This is a genomic window from Cellulomonas sp. ATA003 (assembly GCF_031582905.1).
Lineage (GTDB): Bacteria > Actinomycetota > Actinomycetes > Actinomycetales > Cellulomonadaceae > Pengzhenrongella.
Window position 1 is genome coordinate 2,927,190 of record NZ_CP133990.1, and the last position, 19,561, is coordinate 2,946,750.

Here is a 19,561-nt window from a genome sequence, read left to right on the forward strand (position 1 = left end):
TGGGGGCAGGTCGGCAGCCCGGCCGAGGGACTCCGAGCGCGGCTAGAGGGTCCGCGCACCGAGTACAGCCGGCCATTCTGCCAGACGCACGCGTGGCTCCCAACCCGCGCTGCGTCACGTCGCGGTCAGGCGACCCGCCGGCCGCGCAGCACGACCGCCCGCGGGTCGGCGAGCACCCGGACGTCCCGGCGGGGGTCGGCGTCGAGGACGACGAGGTCGGCGCTCGCCCCCTCCTCGAGGCCCGGCACGCCGAGGTACTCGCGGGTCCGCCAGCTCGCGGCCGCGACGACGTCGACGTCCGGCACGCCGGCGCGGGCCAGCTCGGCGGTCTCCGCGGCGATCCGCCCGTGCTCGATCGTCCCGCCGGCGTCGGTGCCGACGAGCAGCCGGACGCCGGCGTCGTGCAGGTCGCGCACGTGCTGGTGGCGGCGGGCGTGCATGCGGCGCATGCGCTCGGCGTAGACCGGGTAGCGGTGCGCCTGCGCGGCGATCTCCTCGAACCGGCCGACCTGGAGCAGGGTCGGCGTCACCGGGATGCCGCGCCGGGCGACCTCGTCGATCTGCCCGGGGGTGAGCCCGGTGCCGTGCTCGAGGCAGTCGACGCCCGCGGCGAGCAGGCCGGGGACCGCCTCCGTGGCGAACGTGTGCGCGGTGACCCGCGCACCGTGGTCGTGCGCGACGGCGACCGCCTCGGCCAGGACGTCGTCGGGCCACAGGGGGCGCAGGTCGCCGTCGGGCCCGAGGTCCCGGTCGATCCAGTCGGCGACCAGCTTGACCCAGCCGTCGCCGCGCGCGGCCTCCTCGGCGACGGCGGCGGGCAGGTCGACCGGGTCGGCGAGCTCACGGCCGTAGTGGCGCAGGTACCGCTTGGGCCGGGCGAGGTGGTGCCCGGACCGGATGAGCCGCGGCAGGTCGTCCCGCGCGTGCACCCACCCCGTCTCGGCCGGGGACCCGGCGTCACGCACGAGGAGCGTGCCGGCGTCCCGGTCCGCGAGCGCCTGCGCCTCGGCGGTCCCGGCGTCCACGGGGCCGTCGGCGCCGAGGCCGATGTGGCAGTGGACGTCGACCAGGCCGGGCAGGGCCCAGCCCGCCAGGGTGGCGACGTCGTCGGACGCGTGCGGACGGGTGAACGTCACCCGTCCGTCGACGACCCACAGCTCGCCGACCTCCCGGTCGTCGTCGAGCACGACGGTGCCGCGGACGTGCAGGACCGGGCCGGTCACCGCTCTCCCCGGCCCTCACGCGCGATTCCGGGCCCGGACGCCGGTCAGCGGCCGAGGAACTTCTCGAGGCCGGCCGGCAGCTCGAGGGACGGCGGGGCGTCGTCGGCGGCGGGGCGGTCACCGAGGCCGAAGGCCGAGCCCTGCGCGGGACGCGGTCCGGCGCCGATCGCCCGCTGAGCGGCGAGCCGCTCCTGCTCGGCGCGCTTGGCGGGGTTCCCGGACTTGGCCTTCTTGCCCTTGGCCGGCGGCGGGTTCTTGCCGCGCGACTTCTTGCCGCCGCCCACGCCGGGCATCCCCGGCATGCCGGGCATCCCCGGCATGCCGCCGCCCTTGCTCATCTGCGCCATCATCTTCTGCGCGGCGCCGAACCGCTCCAGCAGCCCGTTGACGTCGGTGGTCGTGGTGCCGGACCCCTTGGCGATGCGGGCGCGACGCGAGCCGTTGATGATCTTGGGCGTCCGGCGCTCGGCGGGGGTCATCGAGCGGACGATCGCCTCGATGCGGTCCACCTCGCGCTCGTCGAAGTTGTCCAGGGCCTCACGCATCTGGCCCATGCCCGGCAGCATGCCGAGCATCTTCTTCATCGAGCCCATCTGCTTGATCTGCTGCATCTGGACGAGGAAGTCCTCGAGGGTGAAGCCCTCCCCCGACGCGAGCTTGGCGGCCATGGCGTCGGCCTGGTCGGCGTCGAAGGCGCGCTCGGCCTGCTCGATGAGCGTCAGGACGTCGCCCATGTCGAGGATGCGCGAGGCCATGCGGTCGGGGTGGAACACCTCGAAGTCGGTGAGCTTCTCACCGGTCGAGGCGAAGAGGATCGGGCGGCCGGTGACCGAGGCGACGGACAGCGCCGCTCCACCGCGCGCGTCGCCGTCGAGCTTGGACAGCACGACCCCGGTGAACCCGACGCCGTCGGCGAACGCCTGCGCGGTCGCGACCGCGTCCTGCCCGATCATCGCGTCGATGACGAAGATGGTCTCGTCCGGCCGGACGGCGTCGCGGATGTCGGCGGCCTGCTGCATGAGCTCGGCGTCGACGCCGAGCCGTCCGGCGGTGTCGACGATGACGACGTCGTGGTGGCGCGAGCGCGCGGTGGCGACACCCTCGCGGGCGACCCACACCGGGTCACCGGTGGGGACCTCGTCCTCCCCGCGACGCCGGGGTGCGGCGCGAACACCGGCACGCCGGCGCGCTCGGCGACGACCGTCAGCTGGGTCACGGCGTTGGGACGCTGGAGGTCGGCCGCGACGAGCAGCGGCGTGTGGCCCTGGGAGCGCAGGTGCAGCGCGAGCTTGCCGGCGAGCGTCGTCTTCCCGGCACCCTGCAGGCCCGCGAGCATGATGACGGTCGGCGGGTTCTTCGCCAGGTGCAGCGGACGGGTCGCCCCGCCGAGGATGGCGACGAGCTCCTCGTTGACGATCTTGACGACCTGCTGGGCGGGGTTCAGCGCGCCGGAGACCTCGGCGGACAGCGCCCGCTCGCGCACCCGGGCGGTGAACGCGCGCACCACGGTGACGGCGACGTCGGCGTCGAGGAGGGCGCGCCGGATCTCGCGCACGGTGGCGTCGATGTCCGCCTCGGACAGCCGCCCCTTGGTGCGCAGGTTCTTGAAGGTCGACGTCAGTCGGTCGGACAGGCTCGCGAACACCGCTGGATCCTCACGTTCGCTGGTCGTTCGGGACGCCCCAGCCTAACCGTGCCTGCCGACAGGCCTGCCGACCGGCCCGGGCGGCAGGGCGGCTCGGGCCCGCGCGGTGAGGTCGTCGACGAGGCGCGCGCCATGCCGTCCAGGCCGTCGGCCCCGCGGCGGAGGCGTCCGCCTCGGTCAGCGCGCGCAGCAGCTCGAGCACGTCGGCGCGGTGGTCGACGGCGTCCAACAGCTCGCCCAGCGTGGCCGGGTCGTCCGGGTCGCGGGTGGTCGCGAGCGCGGCGAGCGTCAGGTGGTGGCGCACGAGGCGGACGACGTCGTCGACGTCGGGGGCCGCGACGCCCATCCGGACCAGGATCGGCCGGGCGAGCCGGGCGCCCTCGACGGAGTGGTCGGCCGCTCCGGCGCGCTTGCCGATGTCGTGCAGCAGCGCGGCGAGGAGCAGGACGTCGCCGCGAGCGACCTCGCGCCGCAGCCGGCCGGCGCGGGCCACGGCCTCCACGAGGTGCCGGTCGACGGTGTGCCGGTGGATCGCGGCGCGCTGGGGCCGGTTGCGGACCCCGGCCCACTCCGGGATCCAGGTGGTCACCACCCCGGCGAGGTCGAGCGCCTCCCAGACCGGGATCTGCGCGCGCCCGGTGCCGAGCAGCGTGAGGAAGGACTCGCGGGCGGGTGGCGGCCACGGGGTGGGCAGGGGCGGGGTGCGGGTCAGGCTCGCGACCGTGACGGGTGACAGCGTGAGGCCGGTGCGTGCGGACGTCGCCGCTGCCCGCAGGGACACCAGCGGGTCCGCCTCCGGGTGGGCGTCCACCGCGAGCAGCAGCTCACCGTCGTGCTCGACCAGCCCCTCCCCGACCGACCGCAGGCGCGGGCGCCGCGCCGACCCCGCACGAGGACCGGGCGACGCGTCGTCAGGGGGCGCTGCAGCGCCTGGCGGGCGTTGCGCACCGTGGTGTCGAGGGCGTAGGAGATGACCCGCCCCGCCTCGGCGACGGACGCGAGCAGGTCGTCGGCGTCCCCGGTCCCCAGGAGCTCGGCCACCTCGTCCTGGTCGGCCAGCAGCAACCGGGTGGTGTGCCGCCGGGTGACCACCTGCAGCGCGTCCCGGACGTCGAGCAGGTGGTCCAGGGCCTGGTCGACGGAGCCGTGCGGCCGGTCCGTGAGCCAGGTGGCCGCGAGAGCGGAGAGCACGACGGCGTCGCGGATCCCACCGCGGGCCTCCTTGAGGTCGGGCTCGAGCAGGTAGGCGAGCTCGCCGTGCCGTTCGGCACGCTGCCGGGTGGAGGTCAGCAGCTCGGGCAGCCGACGGCGGGCCGCGGCGCGCCAGTCGGTCAGCATCGCCGATCCGGCGCGGTGGACGACGATGGCGTCGCCGGCCACCGGACGCACGTCGAGAAGCCCCACCGCCGCCGGCAGGTCCTTGGAGGCGACCTGCCGGCACTGGGCCAGCGACCGGACCGAGTGGTCGAGGTCGAGGCCGGCGTCCCAGATGGGGTACCAGAGGCGCTGCGCGAGGGCGGCGACGTCGTCGGCGGTGTGCCCGCGGCCGTCGTGGACGAGCAGGAGGTCCAGGTCGCTGCACGGTCCGGCGTCCCCGCGTCCCAGGCTGCCGACGGCACCGAGCGCGATCCCCTCCAGGTGCGGCCCGCGCTCCGTGGCGTCGGCCCACAGCTCGGCGAGGCGCGAGGTGACGAGCTCGGCGAGCGCTGCCCGCCGGTCGGGCCCGGGGACCGGCTCCCGGGCGAGACGGGTCGCGAGCTCGAGCCGTTCGGCCCGCAGGCCCCGCACCCCGGTGCGGGGTGGCAGGGCCTGCGGGTCGTGCTCGGCTGCGCCCACGGTGCCGCCGGTGGGCGGCGGTGGGCTGGTCATCGGCGGGACACCTACAGCGCGTCCGTTCCGTGCTCGCCGGTGCGGACCCGGACGACGTCCTCGACGGGGACGGTCCAGACCTTCCCGTCGCCGATCTTGCCGGTCTGGGCCGCCTTGATGATCACCTTGGTGACCAGCGTGGCGTCCACGTCCTCGACCAGGACCTCGACGCGCACCTTGGGCACGAGGTCCACGGTGTACTCCGCACCGCGGTACACCTCGGTGTGGCCGCGCTGGCGGCCGTAGCCGCTGGCCTCGCTCACCGTCATGCCGCGGATGCCGGCCGCCTCGAGGGCCGCCTTCACGTCGTCCAAGCGGTGGGGCTGGATGATCCCCGTCACGAGCTTCGTCATCACTTCGCCTCCGTCGTCACCCGGGCGGATCCCCGGTCGTCGTGCGCGGTGTCCGCGCGTCCCATCAGTCCGGCCGTGTCGCCGCCGCTCGAGCGACGCGCGCCGCCCAGGGTCTCGTACGCGCTCTCACCGTGGACCGCGAGGTCCACGCCGTTGATCTCCACCTCGTCCGGGACCCGCCAGCCCATGGTCGCCTTGAGGATCAGACCGATGACGAGCGTCACCAGCCCGGAGAAGACCATGGCGACGACGGCGATGAGCACCTGGACCACGAGCAGCTCGACCCCGCCCCCGAAGAGCAGGCCGGTGTCGGTCGCGAGGAAGCCGATGCCGACCGTGCCGACCAGGCCGCCGACGAGGTGCACGCCGACCACGTCGAGCGAGTCGTCGAAGCCGAACCGGTACTTCAGGCCGACCGCCAGGGCGCACAGCGCACCGGCGACGGCGCCCAGCACGAGCGAGGTGACGGGGGTCAGCGCGCCGGCGGCGGGGGTGATGGCGACCAGCCCGGCGACGATGCCCGACGCCGCCCCGAGGGACGTCGCGTGCCCGTCGCGGATCTTCTCCGTGAGCAGCCAGGCGAGGATCGCGGCGGCGGTCGCGGCGGTGGTGTTGACCCACGCGAGGCCGGCGGTGCCGTCGGCGGTGAACGCCGAGCCCGCGTTGAAGCCGAACCAGCCGAACCACAGCAGCGCGGCGCCGAGCATGACGAACGGCAGGTTGTGCGGCCGCATCGGCTCCCGGCCGAAGCCGCGGCGCTTGCCGACGATCAGCGCGAGCACGAGGCCGGCGATGCCGGCGTTGATGTGCACGACCGTGCCACCGGCGAAGTCGATCGGGGCGACCGTGGCGGCGCCGTCGGTCACGCCGAAGATGCGCGCCGCGAGGCCGGTCTCGGACCCGCTGAGGAAGCCGCCGCCCCACACCATGTGGGCGAGCGGGAAGTAGCTGACCGTGACCCACAGGGCGGTGAACGCGACCCAGGTGCCGAACTTCACGCGGTCGGCGATCGCGCCGCTGATGAGCGCGGTGGTGATGATGGCGAAGGTGACCTGGAACGCCACCCCGACGACCGCCGGGACGCCGAAGTCGTCGATCACGAACTCACCCGCGTCGTCGTAGATCGTGCCGCTCAGCCCGAACTGGTCGAACGGGTTCCCGAACAGCCCCATCACGTCGGAGCCGTACGACATCGACCATCCCCACAGCACGTACACGACGACGATCACGGCCATCGCCGAGAACGACATCATGAGCATGTTGAGGACGGACTTGCCGCGGACCATGCCGCCGTAGAAGAACGCCAGGCCTGGCGTCATGAGAAGCACCAAGGACGCTGACATCAGCATCCAGGCTGTCGCTCCGGTGTCCAGCTCCATGGGTTGCCCTCTCCTCTCGCCGGCCCGGTCGGCCGGTCGGGCACCACTGTCGAGGAGCGGGGTTTCGCGCAGCGCCGGTGCGTGTTACCGCGAGGTGACAGACGCCGGCGGTACGTAAAGATCGTGTTTCCCCGCTGGCGGCGTCCCCGGTCGGGGTGACGCCGCCAGCGGGTGACACCGCCGCCGGACACCGGGGTGAGGCCGTCCGGTGCCCGGCGACGACGACGCCGCTGCTCAGGCGGCGCCGAGCAGGCCGTCGACGAACTCCTCGGGGACGAACGGTGCGAGGTCGTCCGGGCCCTCGCCGAGGCCGACGAGCTTGACCGGCACACCGAGCTCGCGCTGGACCGCCACGACGATGCCGCCCTTGGCCGTCCCGTCGAGCTTCGTCAGCACGATGCCGGTCACGCCCGCCACCTCGGCGAACACGCGGGCCTGGTTGAGCCCGTTCTGGCCGGTCGTGGCGTCGAGGACGAGGAGCACCTCGCTCAGCGGCGCCTCCTTCGTGATGACCCGGCGGATCTTGCCGAGCTCGTCCATGAGTCCGGCCTTGTTCTGCAGCCGTCCCGCGGTGTCCACCAGGACGACGTCCGCGCCGGTCTCGCGCCCGGTCCGCACGGCGTCGAACGCGACGGCTGCGGGGTCCGCGCCGTCGCGGTCGGACCGGACCGTCGGCACGCCGACGCGTGCACCCCAGGTCGTGAGCTGGTCGGCCGCCGCGGCACGGAAGGTGTCCGCCGCACCGAGGACGACCGTGCTGCCCTCGGCGACCAGCACGCGGGCGAGCTTGCCCACCGTGGTCGTCTTGCCGGTCCCGTTGACGCCCACGACGAGCACGACGGCCGGCACCTGGTGCTCGCCGTCCGCCGAGAGGGTCGGGACGGTGTCCAGCGTGCGGTCGAGCGACGGGTCGACGAGCTCGACGAGCTGCTCGCGCAGGATGGCGCGGACCGTCGCGGGGTCGCGTACGCCCTCCGCGCGGACCCGGGAGCGCAGGGCGTCGACGAGCTCACCGGTCGGGCCGGCGCCCACGTCGGCGAGGAGCAGGGTCTCCTCGATCTCGTCCCAGTCGTCCTCGGTCAGGTGGTCGCGGGACAGGACCGACAGCAGGCGCGTGCCCAGCGGCGAGCCGGAGCGGGCGAGGCGGCTGCGAAGGCGGATGAAGCGGCCGAGGACGGGTTCGGGGACGTCGAGCTGCGGCGCCCGTGGCGTGGTGTCGACCTCGGGCTCGATGACGGCGGTCGGCACGTCGACGTCCGTGTCGACGTCCGTCGGCGGCGTCCGGGGACGGGTCGGGGTGAGCGTCGTGCCACCCGCGGGTCCGTCGGTGCGGTCGTGGCGGCCACGCCGGCGCAGGAGCACACCGGCCGACGTCCCCACCACCGCGAGCGCGGGCAGGCCGAAGGTCAGGAGGAGTTCGAGGGTCTCGTTCACACCGGCCATTCTGGCAGCCGGTCGCGCGGGTGGTTCACGGCACCGAGGTCACGGCACGGGGTCACGGCACCCGGGTCAACGCACGAGGGTTGGCGGCACCGGTCCATCCGTCGGGCCACGGTGGTGGATCGCGGCGGAGGCGGTTCGGCGGAGCGCCGGGCTCAGCGGCGCGTGAACCCCGACACGCCCCGGGCTGCGCGCTCGCGCGCCCGCGCCAGGGTCTCGGTGAGGTCCTCGACGGCGACGTAGGCCGGCGCCTGCACCGCGGTCGCGTCGAAGAAGTCGTCCAGGTCGGAGGCGCCCCGGTCGGCGCCCCGGTCGGGTCGCTGCCGGATCGCACCGCCGGTGGCCCCGCGCCGCGGGCGGTCGCTGCGCATCGTCCGCAGCCCGGAGCGGACGTCCGTGAGGTAGCCGCGCACGCCGGGGGCGGCGTCGTCGGGCTCGTGGTCCGCGACACTGGCGACGACGAGCACGACGGCGGCCGCGGCGAGCGCGAGCAACGTGAAGACGACCATCGTGACCATGGGCTCATTATCACCGGCGCCGGACGCTGCGGACCGCCCGGCGCACCCGGCGAACCCCGGTGTGTCCACTCTCACGTCCGGCCGGGGCCGGGGCCGCCCGCGCCGCAGCCGTCGGTGAGGCGCGTCAGGCGCTCACGTCGTCGCGCATGCGCTGGCTGATGACGGTGGTCACGCCGTCGCCGCGCATCGTGACGCCGTAGAGGACGTCCGCGACCTCCATCGTGCGCTTCTGGTGCGTGACGACGATGAGCTGGCTGTCCTGGCGCAGCTCGCGGAAGATCTCCAGCAGCCGGCCGAGGTTGGCGTCGTCGAGGGCCGCCTCCACCTCGTCCATGACGTAGAAGGGGCTCGGCCGCGCCTTGAAGATCGACACGAGCAGCGCCACGGCGGTCAGCGACCGCTCCCCGCCGGACAGCAGCGACAGCCGCTTGACCTTCTTGCCGGCCGGCCGGGCCTCGACGTCGATCCCGGTGGTCAGCATGTTGCCGGGCTCGGTCAGCACGAGCCGCCCCTCGCCGCCCGGGAACAGCCGGGGGAACACGCGGTCGAACTGCGCCGCGGTGTCGCGGTACGCATCGGCGAAGACCTGCTCGACCCGCGCGTCGATCTCCTTGACGATGTCCAGGAGGTCGCTACGGGACTTGCGCAGGTCGGCGAGCTGGTCGGTGAGGAACTTGTGACGCTCCTCGAGCGCGGCGAACTCCTCGAGCGCGAGCGGGTTGACGCGGCCCATCGCGGCCAGCGCGCGCTCCGCGGACCGCAGGCGCTTCTCCTGCTCGGCGCGGACGTACGGGGTCTCGCGCACCCCGTCGTCCGGGGTGTCGTCGCTGTCGTCGGTGTCGTCCGCCGGGGGCCTGCGACCGGGACACCGCGGTGCGGGCCAAACTCCTCCATCAGCACCGCAGGGTCCATCCCGAGCTCCTCGACGGCACGGGTCTGCAGCCCCTCGAGCCGCAGCAGCTGCTGCGTCCGGGCGACCTCGTCGCGGTGAGCGACGTCGGCGAGCTCGGCGAGCCGCACCGCGAGGGCATCCACCTCCGTCCGCAGCGCGGCGAGTGCGCGGTCGCGCTCACCGCGGGCCTGCTCGGCCCGGTCGCGCTCGGCCCCTGCCGCCCGCAGCGACCTCTCGATGGCGGTCAGCGCGACGTCCGCCCCGGCGCGGACGGCCTCGGCGCGCCGGGCCTGGCGCGCACGGGCGACCTCCCGGCGCGCGGCCCGCTCGCGCGCCTCCCGCTCGGCCTGCGCGGCCCGCTGGAGCGACTGCGCCCGGCCCGCCAGCGCCCGCGCCCGCTCCTCGCTCGTCCTCAGGGTGAGCCGGGCGTCGGTCTCACGGCCGCGCGCAGCGGTCGCCAGACCCGCGAGCCGGTCGCGCTCGGCGGTGCCGGCCGCGATGGCGGCCTCGGACTCCGCCGGCGCGGCCTCCGCAGCCGCCAGTCGCTCGGTGAGCTCGGCCAGCTCGGCCCCGTCGGCCGCGAGCGACTCGGTGGCCAGCGTCAGGGACCGCTGCACGCGTTCCGCCTCCGCGCGGGCAGCGCGGGCGGTCGCCCCGAGGTGACCGAGCTGCTCGGCCACCGCGGCCAGCGCGGCGTCGGACTGGTTGAGCCGGTCCAGCGTGTCGGCGTACGCGGCCTCGGCGTCACGGAGCGCGTCGGTCGCCGCGGCGAGCGCGAACTGCCCCGCTCCCCACGTGCGACGGCGTCCGCCCGCGCCGCGAGCGCCTCCTCGAGCGCCGCCTGGAGGTGCAGCACGCTGGGCGCGGTGGCGGACCCGCCCGACGCCCGGACGCCGCAGAGCAGGTCCCCGGTCGCCGTGACCGCGGTGAGCCGGGGGTCGCGCGCGACCAGCGCGCGGGCGGTCGCGAGGTCGTCGACGACGACGACGTCGGCGAGGAGCGCCTCGACCGCCGGCCGCACCGCCTCGGGCGCCCGGACGAGGTCGAGCGCACGGCGTGCACCGGCCGGGACGTCCACCGTCGACAGTGCGTCCCCGTCGCCGGGCCGACGACGAGCGTCGCCCGGCCGGCGTCGTCGGTGCGCAGCCGGCGGATCGCGTCCACCGCCGCGTCGACGGACTCGACCACCACGGCGTCCGCGGCTGCGCCGAGGGCGGCCGCGATCGCGTCCTCGTGCCCGGGCTCGATGCTGAGCAGGGCGGCGAGCGACCCCACCGTGCCGGGGAGGTCGTCGGCGGCGAGCAGGGCGCCGGCCCCGTCCTTGCGGTCCAGGCTCAGCTCGAGCGTCTCGATGCGCGAGCCGACGGCGGCGCGGTCCCGCTCGGCGGCAGCGAGGGCCTCGCGGGCGGCCGCGACCGCCGTGGTGGCGTGCTGGACGGCGTCGGCGGCGGCCTCGTGCTCCGCGTCGAGCCCTTCCTCGCCCTCCTCGACACCGGCGACCTGCGTCTCCAGCGCGGCGAAGTCGCTGGTGGCGGCCGCCCCACGCCGCTCCGCCTCGGCCAGGGACTCGCGCAGCCGGCCCAGCTCGTTCTCCGTCGCCTCGACGCGGCTGCGCCGGGCGGCGACCTGCCCCGCCAGCCGGGCCAGGCCCTCACGCCGGTCCGCCGCACCGCGCAGCGCCGTGGCCAGGTCCCGCTCCGCCGCCTGCGCGGCTGCCTCGGCCCCCTCCCGCTCCGTGACCGCCGCGGCGAGCGCGGCTCGCGCGAGGTCGACCTCGGCAGCCAGCTCGGCCTCGGCCGACCGGACCCGCTCGGCCTGCGCCTCGAGGTCCTGCGGGTCGCGTCCGTCCCGGCCGGTCTCGGCCGGCGCGGAGGACCCGAGCAGCCGCACCCGCTCCCCGCGAGCGTGGAGGTCGACCGCAGTCGCTCGCGCAGCGAGGAGAGCCGGTACCAGACGTCGCCGGCCGCGGCGGCCGCCGGTGCGGCGTCGGCCGCCTCGCGCTCGAGGTCGGCCAGGCGCCGTCGGGCAGCCGTGAGGTCGGCCTCGGCCTCCTCCCGGCTCGCGCGCAATACCGACTCGTCCGCCATCTCCTGCTCGAGCGTCGAGGTGAGCTGGACGAGGTCGTCGGCGAGGAGCCGGGAGCGGGCGTCGCGCAGGTCGGTCTGCACGGCCTGGGCCTTGCGGGCGACCGCGGCCTGCTTGCCGAGCGGCCCGAGCTGACGGCGGATCTCCGCTGTGAGGTCCGACAGGCGGGTGAGGTTGGCCTGCATGGCGTCGAGCTTGCGCAGCGCGCGTTCCTTGCGCTTGCGGTGCTTGAGGACGCCGGCGGCCTCCTCGACGAAGCCGCGCCGCTCCTCGGGGGTCGCACGCAGGACGGCGTCGAGCTGTCCCTGCCCGACGATGACGTGCATCTCGCGGCCGAGCCCGGAGTCGGACAGCAGGTCCTGGATGTCGAGCAGCCGACACGGGCTGCCGTTGATCGCGTACTCCGACCCGCCGTTGCGGAACAGCGTGCGGGAGATCGTCACCTCGGTGTACTCGATCGGCAGAGCACCGTCGGAGTTGTCGATGGTCAGCGCGACCTCCGCGCGGCCGAGCGGCGCGCGCCCGGAGGTGCCGGCGAAGATGACGTCCTCCATCTTGCCGCCCCGCAGGGACTTGGCGCCCTGCTCGCCCATCACCCAGGCGAGGGCGTCGACGACGTTGGACTTGCCGGACCCGTTCGGCCCGACGACGCAGGTGACCCCGGGCTCGAAGCTCAAGGTCGTCGCCGAGGCGAACGACTTGAACCCGCGCAGGGTCAGCGTCTTGAGGTGCACGGGTGCAGCCTAGGAGACCGCTCCGACGTCGACCCCCGGCGCGGTCCCGGTGGGTCCGCGCCGGGCGTCGTGGGGACGGGTGCCGGTCAGAGGCCCGGGAACCAGAGCGCGATCTCGCGAGCGGCCGACTCGGGCGAGTCCGAGCCGTGGACGAGGTTCTGCTGCACCTTCAGGCCCCAGTCGCGGCCCAGGTCGCCACGGATCGTGCCGGGCGCGGCGGTGGTCGGGTCGGTGGTGCCCGCCAGGGACCGGAAGCCCTCGATGACCCGCTGCCCCTCGGCCACCACCGCGAGCACGGGCCCGGACTTCATGAAGTCCACGAGCGGGCCGTAGAACGGCTTGCCCTCGTGCTCGGCGTAGTGGGCGGCCAGGACGTCGTCGTCGGCGGTGCGCAGCTCGACGGCGACGAGCGTGTACCCCTTGGCCTCCACGCGGCGCAGCACCTCGCCGGAGAGGCCGCGACGGACACCGTCGGGCTTGACCAGGATGAGGGTGCGTTCGACGGGCGTGTTGGTCTGCGTCATGCCACGACCCTACCGAGGGCGGGCGGGTCAGGCGTCCGCGTGCGCCGCGTCCCACTCCGCTCGCTCGCGGTCGATCCGACCGCCGACCCGGAGCGAGAACACCCACAGCGCGACGAACACCGCGGAGATGACGAACAGGATCGTGGCGCCGAACCCGCCCCCGGGGACGGGCGCGAAGAGCAGGACGAACCCGCTCGCCAGCACCGGGATCTGGACGAGGGTGCCGGCGAGGTACCCGCCGGGGGCCCGCAGCATGCCGGACAGCAGGAGCAGGACGAACGCGAGCCCGCCCCCGACGGCCCACAGCACGCCGGGGGGCGCGACCCGCAGACCGTAGGCGACGAGCGTGCCGAACAGCACCACGAACGCCTCCATGGCGAGCGTCGTCGCCGCGAACTGGCGCCGGGCGGAGCGCCGTCGCCGCGCCGGGGCGGCGGCTGGGCCTCGTCCCCGCCCACCGGGCGCGGGGGCGTCGGGGGCCGGGGAGGTGGTCACCACCCCAGGCTACCGGCGACCGTGGGGAGTACCGGTGTCGCGCGGCTCGTCCGCCTGGGGCCCGCCCACGGTGGGTGACAGCGCACCGGCGGCGGCGGTACCGACCGCGACCGACTCCGAGCCGGCGATCGTCGGCGTCGAGCCGTCGTCCACCGCGGCGTCCTGTGCGCGCGACGGCGCAGCGACGGCCTCCCCGCGGGCCACCATGCCGGCGACGTCGGACAGCGTGACCTCGCGCAGGAACAGGGTGAGGACGAAGCCCGCGGCCAGGAGCGGGACCAGGTACCAGAACGCCGGGGCGAGGGCGTCCGCGAAGGCGCCGACGACGCCGTCGCGCAGGTCGTCCGGCAGGGCGTCGACGACGGCCGGCGTCAGCGACGAGACGCCCTCACCGGTCGGGACGGCGTCGGCCGACCCGGCGAAGACCGACCCGAGCCGGTCCGAGAGCCGGCCCGTGAAGATGGTGCTGAACAGGGCGACCCCGACGGCCGCACCGATCTCGCGGAAGAAGTTGTTCGAGCTGGTCGCCGTCCCGATCTCGCGCGGGTCCACCGAGTTCTGCACCGCCAGCACGATCGTCTGCATGACGAGGCCGAGCCCGGCGCCGAGGACGAAGATCATCGCGCTGAAGACGAGCATCGACACGTCACCGGTCAGCTGGGTCATCCAGACGAGCCCGAGCGTGGCGATCGCCATCCCGGCGATCGGGTACCGGCGGTAGCGCCCGGTCTTGGTGATCGCGATCCCGGACGCGATCGAGGTGAGCATGACGCCGACCATCATCGGCAGCATGAGGAAGCCGGACTCCGTGACGCCGGCACCGGTGGCCATCTGCAGGAAGGTCGGCAGGAAGGTGAGGGCGGCGAACATGCCCATGCCGATCACGAGCCCGACGAGCGTCGCGATGGCGAACGTGGGGTTCTTAAACAGGTGCAGCGGGAGGAGCGGCTCCTCGGCCCGGCGCTCGACCTGGACGAACGCGACCCCGGCGGCGAGCGTGCCCAGGACGAGGGCGATGAGGCGCAGGTCCGACCAGTCGTAGCCGGCGCCGCCGCTGAAGGACTCCCAGCTCGTGGCGAGGATGAGCCCCGACGTCGCCAGCACCATGAGCACGATGCCCGCGACGTCGATCGTGCGTCCGGAGCGGTGGCTCGGCAGGCGCAACGTGAACCAGGCGACCGCGAAGGCGGCGATGCCGATCGGCACGTTGATCCAGAACGCCCACCGCCACGTGAGGTGGTCGGTGAAGAGCCCACCGAGCAGCGGGCCGATGACCGCCGAGATGCCGAACAGCGCACCCATCGGACCCATGTACTTGCCGCGCTCCTTGGCGGGCACGATGTCGGCGATGATCGCCTGCGACAGGATCATCAGACCGCCGCCGCCGAGTCCCTGGACCGCGCGCCAGGCGACGAGCGCCCCGAAGCTCTCGGCCATGCCCGCGCCCACCGAAGCGATCGTGAAGACGGCGATGGCGAAGAGGAACGGGTAGCGGCGCCCCCACAGGTCACCGAACTTGCCGTACAACGGCATGACGACGGCGATCGCCAGGATGTAGGCGGTCATGAGCCAGCCCTGGTGCTCGAGCCCGTTCAGCTCGCCGACGATCGTGGGCATCGCGGTGCCGAGGATCGACTGGTCCAGCGAGGACATGAACATGCTGGCCATGAGGGCGCCGAAGATGAGCCAGACCGTGCGCTGGGTGAGCACCACCAGCGGCGCGCCCTCCGTGGTGGGCGCCTGTGGTCCGGGGGCTGCGGTAGCCATGGGTGTACCTCGTTCGTCGTGCGGCCGCGGAGCGGCGACGCGGGTGGATCGGTGGGTCGTACGTGGGCGCGGCGCGACGTGCTAGCCGGCCGGGTCGGCCGGCTCCGGCCCGGCGCCCAGCAGGAGCCGCAAGTCGGCGTTGACGGCCGTGAGGTGGTCGGCGACCTCGCCCTGGCCACCCGCCGACTCCCACCGCTGCATCGCTGCCCGGACGAGGATCATGAGGGTCATCCCGGCCACCTCGACGAGGTGCCTCGAGTCCCCCACCAGCCGGCGCCCGAGCAAGCCCTCGAGCTCCACCCGGTACTGCTCGAGCCAGGTGACGTGGCGGACGAGCAGCCGTGGCTCCCGGCGCGCGAGCTCCGCCGCGGCGGCCATCCGACCGCGGTCCAGCAGCGGGCTCGCGAGGATCGAGCGGGCGAGCGACTCGAGATCTGTCGCCAGGACGCCGGTCGGTCCCCCGGTGGCGAAGGCCTCGGCGACCTCGGGGTCGAGGCGCAGCGGCGCCATGCCGAGCACCGCATCGTCCTTGGACTCGAAGTAGTTGAAGAAGGTCCGCGTCGAGACACCGGCGTCGGCGCAGATCGCCTCGACGGTCACGCCGTCCAGCCCGTCGCGATCGACCAACCGGTGCGCCGCGTCGATGAGTGCTTCCCGCCGCGCCCGCTTCTGCCGTTCACGCAGGCCCATGGGCTCGTCGAGCAGGTCGGGAGGCGTCACAGCGCGCAACTTTACATCGTGTGCAACTTTGCGTGAAGCGCAGGAAGTGCGTCTCCGATCACAGCCCCACTGCGCCGGCAGGCCGCACTGCACGTCACCCGTCCCCCGGACGAGTCCTGTCCCCCGCACGCCGCCGAGTGCGACGTCGTGGACCTCATAGAAGTCTTTTGGGGTGAAGAACGTCGCACTCGGCACGGTGCACGTGCGTCGTTGGGTGGGCAACGTCGCACTCGGCGCGCTGCACATGCTGGGTGGGTGCGAACCGACACCGTCAGCACCAGCGTCGCAACCGATCCCGCCTCTCCTCCGCGAGAGCCCGGCCGGCCCCTGGACCGGTCCGTCGGGGTGTGGGGCTCGCGACGGAGCTCGACGGGATCGGGACTGCCGCAGTAGACAATCGAACCCGGAACGGTTTGAAACGTCGCGGCCGGCATCGTGGTGGCGGGTGGGCGGGCCGTGGCCGGGGGGGTTGTGGCTGTTTTGGGGATGCGAAAAGAGCCACCCCGATGGGGTGGCTCTTTTCGAATGGGTGTCCGGCGGCGACCTACTCTCCCACACAGTCTCCCGTGCAGTACCATCGGCGCGAAGGGGCTTAGCTTCCGGGTTCGGAATGGGACCGGGCGTTTCCCCCTTGCTATGACCGCCGTAACTCTATGGAGATGTCCGGGCCACGAACCCGCCCCCGGTCAGAAGGGCTGGGTTCGTGGGTGCCCGTCTCTCGGGAACCGCACAGTGGACGCGTAGCACACAGATCAAGGCTTTGGTTGGTGTGTGAAGTCATCGGCTTATTAGTACCGGTCAGCTTCACGGGTCGTTGGTCCCCGCTTCCACATCCGGCCTATCTACCCAGTGGTCTAGCTGGGAGCCTCTCAGGACCGAAGCCCTATGGAAACCTCATCTTGAAGCAGGCTTCCCGCTTAGATGCTTTCAGCGGTTATCCCTTCCGAACGTAGCCAACCAGCCGTGCTCCTGGCGGAACAACTGGCACACCAGAGGTTCGTCCGTCCCGGTCCTCTCGTACTAGGGACAGGTCTTCTCAAGTTTCCTGCGCGCGCAGCGGATAGGGACCGAACTGTCTCACGACGTTCTAAACCCAGCTCGCGTACCGCTTTAATGGGCGAACAGCCCAACCCTTGGGACCTACTCCAGCCCCAGGATGCGACGAGCCGACATCGAGGTGCCAAACCATGCCGTCGATATGGACTCTTGGGCAAGATCAGCCTGTTATCCCCGGGGTACCTTTTATCCGTTGAGCGACGGCGCTTCCACAAGCCACCGCCGGATCACTAGTCCCGACTTTCGTCCCTGCTCGACTTGTCAGTCTCACAGTCAAGCTCCCTTGTGCACTTGCACTCGACACCTGATTGCCAACCAGGCTGAGGGAACCTTTGGGCGCCTCCGTTACATTTTAGGAGGCAACCGCCCCAGTTAAACTACCCACCAGGCACTGTCCCTGATCCGGATCACGGACCGAGGTTAGACATCCAGAGCGACCAGAGTGGTATTTCAACGATGACTCCACCGACACTGGCGTGCCGGCTTCACAGTCTCCCACCTATCCTACACAAGCCGCACCGAACACCAATACCAAGCTATAGTAAAGGTCCCGGGGTCTTTCCGTCCTGCTGCGCGTAACGAGCATCTTTACTCGTAGTGCAATTTCGCCGAGTTCGCGGTTGAGACAGCGGAGAAGTCGTTACGCCATTCGTGCAGGTCGGAACTTACCCGACAAGGAATTTCGCTACCTTAGGATGGTTATAGTTACCACCGCCGTTTACTGGGGCTTAAATTCTGAGCTTCGCCTTGCGGCTGACCCGTCCTCTTAACCTTCCAGCACCGGGCAGGCGTCAGTCCGTATACATCGTCTTGCGACTTCGCACGGACCTGTGTTTTTAGTAAACAGTCGCTTCTCCCTGGTCTCTGCGGCCTTCGAACGCTCCCCCAGCAGGTGGGTTCACGCCTCAGGCCCCCTTCTCCCGAAGTTACGGGGGCATTTTGCCGAGTTCCTTAACCACGATTCTCTCGATCGCCTTAGTATTCTCTACCTGACCACCTGAGTCGGTTTAGGGTACGGGCGGCTAGAACCTCGCGTCGAGGCTTTTCTAGGCAGCATAGGATCACCCTCTTCCCCCATACGGGGTCACCATCAGCTCTCAGGCTCCATGAGGGGCGGATTTGCCTACCCCTCGCCCTACGACCTTGGACGTGGACAACCATCGCCACGCGGAGGCTACCTTCCTGCGTCACCCCTGTTAATACGCTTACCTACTACCGGTTCGGGTCACGCGCGCCACCCACGGTGGTCCCCGAAGGGACCGGTGCGGGCTTTGGGCGCTTAGCATCACCGGGCTCGGTATGGGCGGTTCTTCGCCGGTACGGGAATATCAACCCGTTGTCCATCGACTACGCCTGTCGGCCTCGCCTTAGGTCCCGACTTACCCAGGGCGGATTAGCCTGCCCCTGGAACCCTTGGTCATTCGGCGGACGGGTTTCTCACCCGTCTTTCGCTACTCATGCCTGCATTCTCACTCGTGTGGCGTCCACCGCTGGGTCACCCCGCGACTTCACTCGCCACACGACGCTCCCCTACCCATCCACACACCTGGACCACGAAGGCCTAGTCAACGTGTGAATGCCACAGCTTCGGCGGTATGCTTGAGCCCCGCTACATTGTCGGCGCGGAATCACTTGACCAGTGAGCTATTACGCACTCTTTCAAGGGTGGCTGCTTCTAAGCCAACCTCCTGGTTGTCTGTGCAACTCCACATCCTTTCCCACTTAGCATACGCTTAGGGGCCTTAGCTGGTGGTCTGGGCTGTTTCCCTCTCGACTACGGAGCTTATCCCCCGCAGTCTCACTGCCACGCTCTCACTTACCGGCATTCGGAGTTTGGCTAACGTCAGTAACCTTGTAGGGCCCATCAGCTATCCAGTAGCTCTACCTCCGGCAAGAAACACGTGACGCTGCACCTAAATGCATTTCGGGGAGAACCAGCTATCACGAAGTTTGATTGGCCTTTCACCCCTAACCACAGGTCATCCCCTCGGTTTTCAACCCAAGTGGGTTCGGTCCTCCACGCGGTCTTACCCGCGCTTCAACCTGCCCATGGCTAGATCACTTCGCTTCGGGTCTAGAGCACGCGACTGTGACGCCCTATTCGGACTCGCTTTCGCTACGGCTTCCCCACACGGGTTAACCTCGCCACGTACCACTAACTCGCAGGCTCATTCTTCAAAAGGCACGCTGTCACCCCAGCTAGGAGGCTCCAACGGATTGTAGGCACACGGTTTCAGGTACTATTTCACTCCCCTCCCGGGGTACTTTTCACCTTTCCCTCACGGTACTTGTCCGCTATCGGTCACTAGGTAGTATTTAGGCTTAGCAAGTGGTCTTGCCAGATTCACACGGGATTTCTCGGGCCCCGTGCTACTTGGGATCCCCTTCGGGAGGCCGCACCATTTCGTCTACGGGGGTCACACCCTCTGTGCCGGGCCTTTCAAGACCCTTCGACTATGACACGACTTTCTGACTCCCTGCAGTCTCGGCAGAGACTACTGAAAGGTCCCACAACCCCGCCCACGCAACGCCTGCCGGCTATCACACGAGGACGGTTTGGCCTCATCCGCTTTCGCTCGCCACTACTCACGGAATATCTCTTCCTGTCGGTACTGAGATGTTTCACTTCCCGACGTTCCCTCCACACACCCTATATATTCAGGTGCAGGTCACCGCACATGACTGCGGCGGGGTTCCCCCATTCGGACATCCTCGGATCACGGTTCGTTTGCCAACTCCCCGAGGCTTATCGCAGGCTACAACGTCCTTCTTCGGCTCCTAGTGCCAAGGCATCCACCCTGTGCCCTTAAAAACTTCACAAACCACAAAGACAAGAAAATAAAGATGCTCGCGTCCACTGT

11 protein-coding genes, 2 rRNA genes and 2 pseudogenes are annotated in these 19,561 nt (G+C 71.5%); all 15 read right to left on the reverse strand.

The features are described 5' to 3' along the window. Positions 1 to 125: 125 nt before the first annotated feature. Complete coding sequence (locus tag REH70_RS14635) at positions 126 to 1,223, reverse strand: amidohydrolase family protein (RefSeq protein ID WP_310748367.1); 1,098 nt, start codon at positions 1,221 to 1,223, stop codon at positions 126 to 128. A 44-nt stretch (positions 1,224 to 1,267) separates the two neighbouring features. Beyond that, positions 1,268 to 2,868, reverse strand: a pseudogene (gene ffh / locus REH70_RS14640) (signal recognition particle protein). Between the two features lie 10 nt (positions 2,869 to 2,878). Next, positions 2,879 to 3,649 (reverse strand): HD domain-containing protein, encoded by a 771-nt coding sequence (locus REH70_RS14645; protein ID WP_310748369.1) that lies wholly within the window; start codon positions 3,647 to 3,649, stop codon positions 2,879 to 2,881. Continuing rightward, complete coding sequence (locus tag REH70_RS14650; protein WP_310748372.1) at positions 3,577 to 4,737, reverse strand: DUF294 nucleotidyltransferase-like domain-containing protein; 1,161 nt, start codon at positions 4,735 to 4,737, stop codon at positions 3,577 to 3,579. Before REH70_RS14650 ends, REH70_RS14645 begins: the two co-directional genes overlap by 73 nt. A gap of 11 nt (positions 4,738 to 4,748) precedes the next feature. Next, entirely contained in the window at positions 4,749 to 5,090 is a 342-nt protein-coding gene (locus REH70_RS14655) for a P-II family nitrogen regulator (RefSeq protein WP_310748374.1), read from the reverse strand. Next, entirely contained in the window at positions 5,090 to 6,469 is a 1,380-nt protein-coding gene (locus REH70_RS14660) for an ammonium transporter (protein WP_310748378.1), read from the reverse strand. Before REH70_RS14660 ends, REH70_RS14655 begins: the two co-directional genes overlap by 1 nt. 234 nt (positions 6,470 to 6,703) lie before the next feature. After that, the gene (ftsY, locus tag REH70_RS14665) at positions 6,704 to 7,903 is read right to left on the reverse strand and encodes a signal recognition particle-docking protein FtsY (protein ID WP_310748382.1); all 1,200 of its coding nucleotides are present in this window, start codon (positions 7,901 to 7,903) and stop codon (positions 6,704 to 6,706) included. 161 nt (positions 7,904 to 8,064) lie between these two features. Then, positions 8,065 to 8,427, reverse strand: coding sequence for a hypothetical protein (locus tag REH70_RS14670; RefSeq protein WP_310748385.1), 363 nt, complete (start codon positions 8,425 to 8,427; stop codon positions 8,065 to 8,067). 124 nt (positions 8,428 to 8,551) lie between these two features. Next, positions 8,552 to 12,138: pseudogene (smc, locus tag REH70_RS14675) on the reverse strand (chromosome segregation protein SMC). An 86-nt stretch (positions 12,139 to 12,224) separates the two neighbouring features. After that, a complete protein-coding gene (gene ndk / locus REH70_RS14680) occupies positions 12,225 to 12,662 on the reverse strand; it encodes a nucleoside-diphosphate kinase (protein WP_310748387.1) in 438 nt (145 codons plus the stop codon). Between the two features lie 27 nt (positions 12,663 to 12,689). Beyond that, complete coding sequence (locus REH70_RS14685) at positions 12,690 to 13,157, reverse strand: DUF4233 domain-containing protein (protein ID WP_310748389.1); 468 nt, start codon at positions 13,155 to 13,157, stop codon at positions 12,690 to 12,692. A 9-nt stretch (positions 13,158 to 13,166) separates the two neighbouring features. Next, positions 13,167 to 14,924 carry an MDR family MFS transporter gene (locus REH70_RS14690; protein WP_310748391.1) on the reverse strand — a complete coding sequence of 586 codons (1,758 nt, stop codon included), beginning with the start codon at positions 14,922 to 14,924 and terminating at the stop codon, positions 13,167 to 13,169. Between the two features lie 81 nt (positions 14,925 to 15,005). Next, positions 15,006 to 15,644, reverse strand: coding sequence for a TetR/AcrR family transcriptional regulator (locus REH70_RS14695; RefSeq protein ID WP_310748393.1), 639 nt, complete (start codon positions 15,642 to 15,644; stop codon positions 15,006 to 15,008). A gap of 531 nt (positions 15,645 to 16,175) precedes the next feature. After that, positions 16,176 to 16,292, reverse strand: a 5S ribosomal RNA gene (gene rrf / locus REH70_RS14700). Positions 16,293 to 16,412: 120 nt separating this feature from the next. Then, a 23S ribosomal RNA gene (locus tag REH70_RS14705) occupies positions 16,413 to 19,520 on the reverse strand. Positions 19,521 to 19,561: the final 41 nt, after the last annotated feature.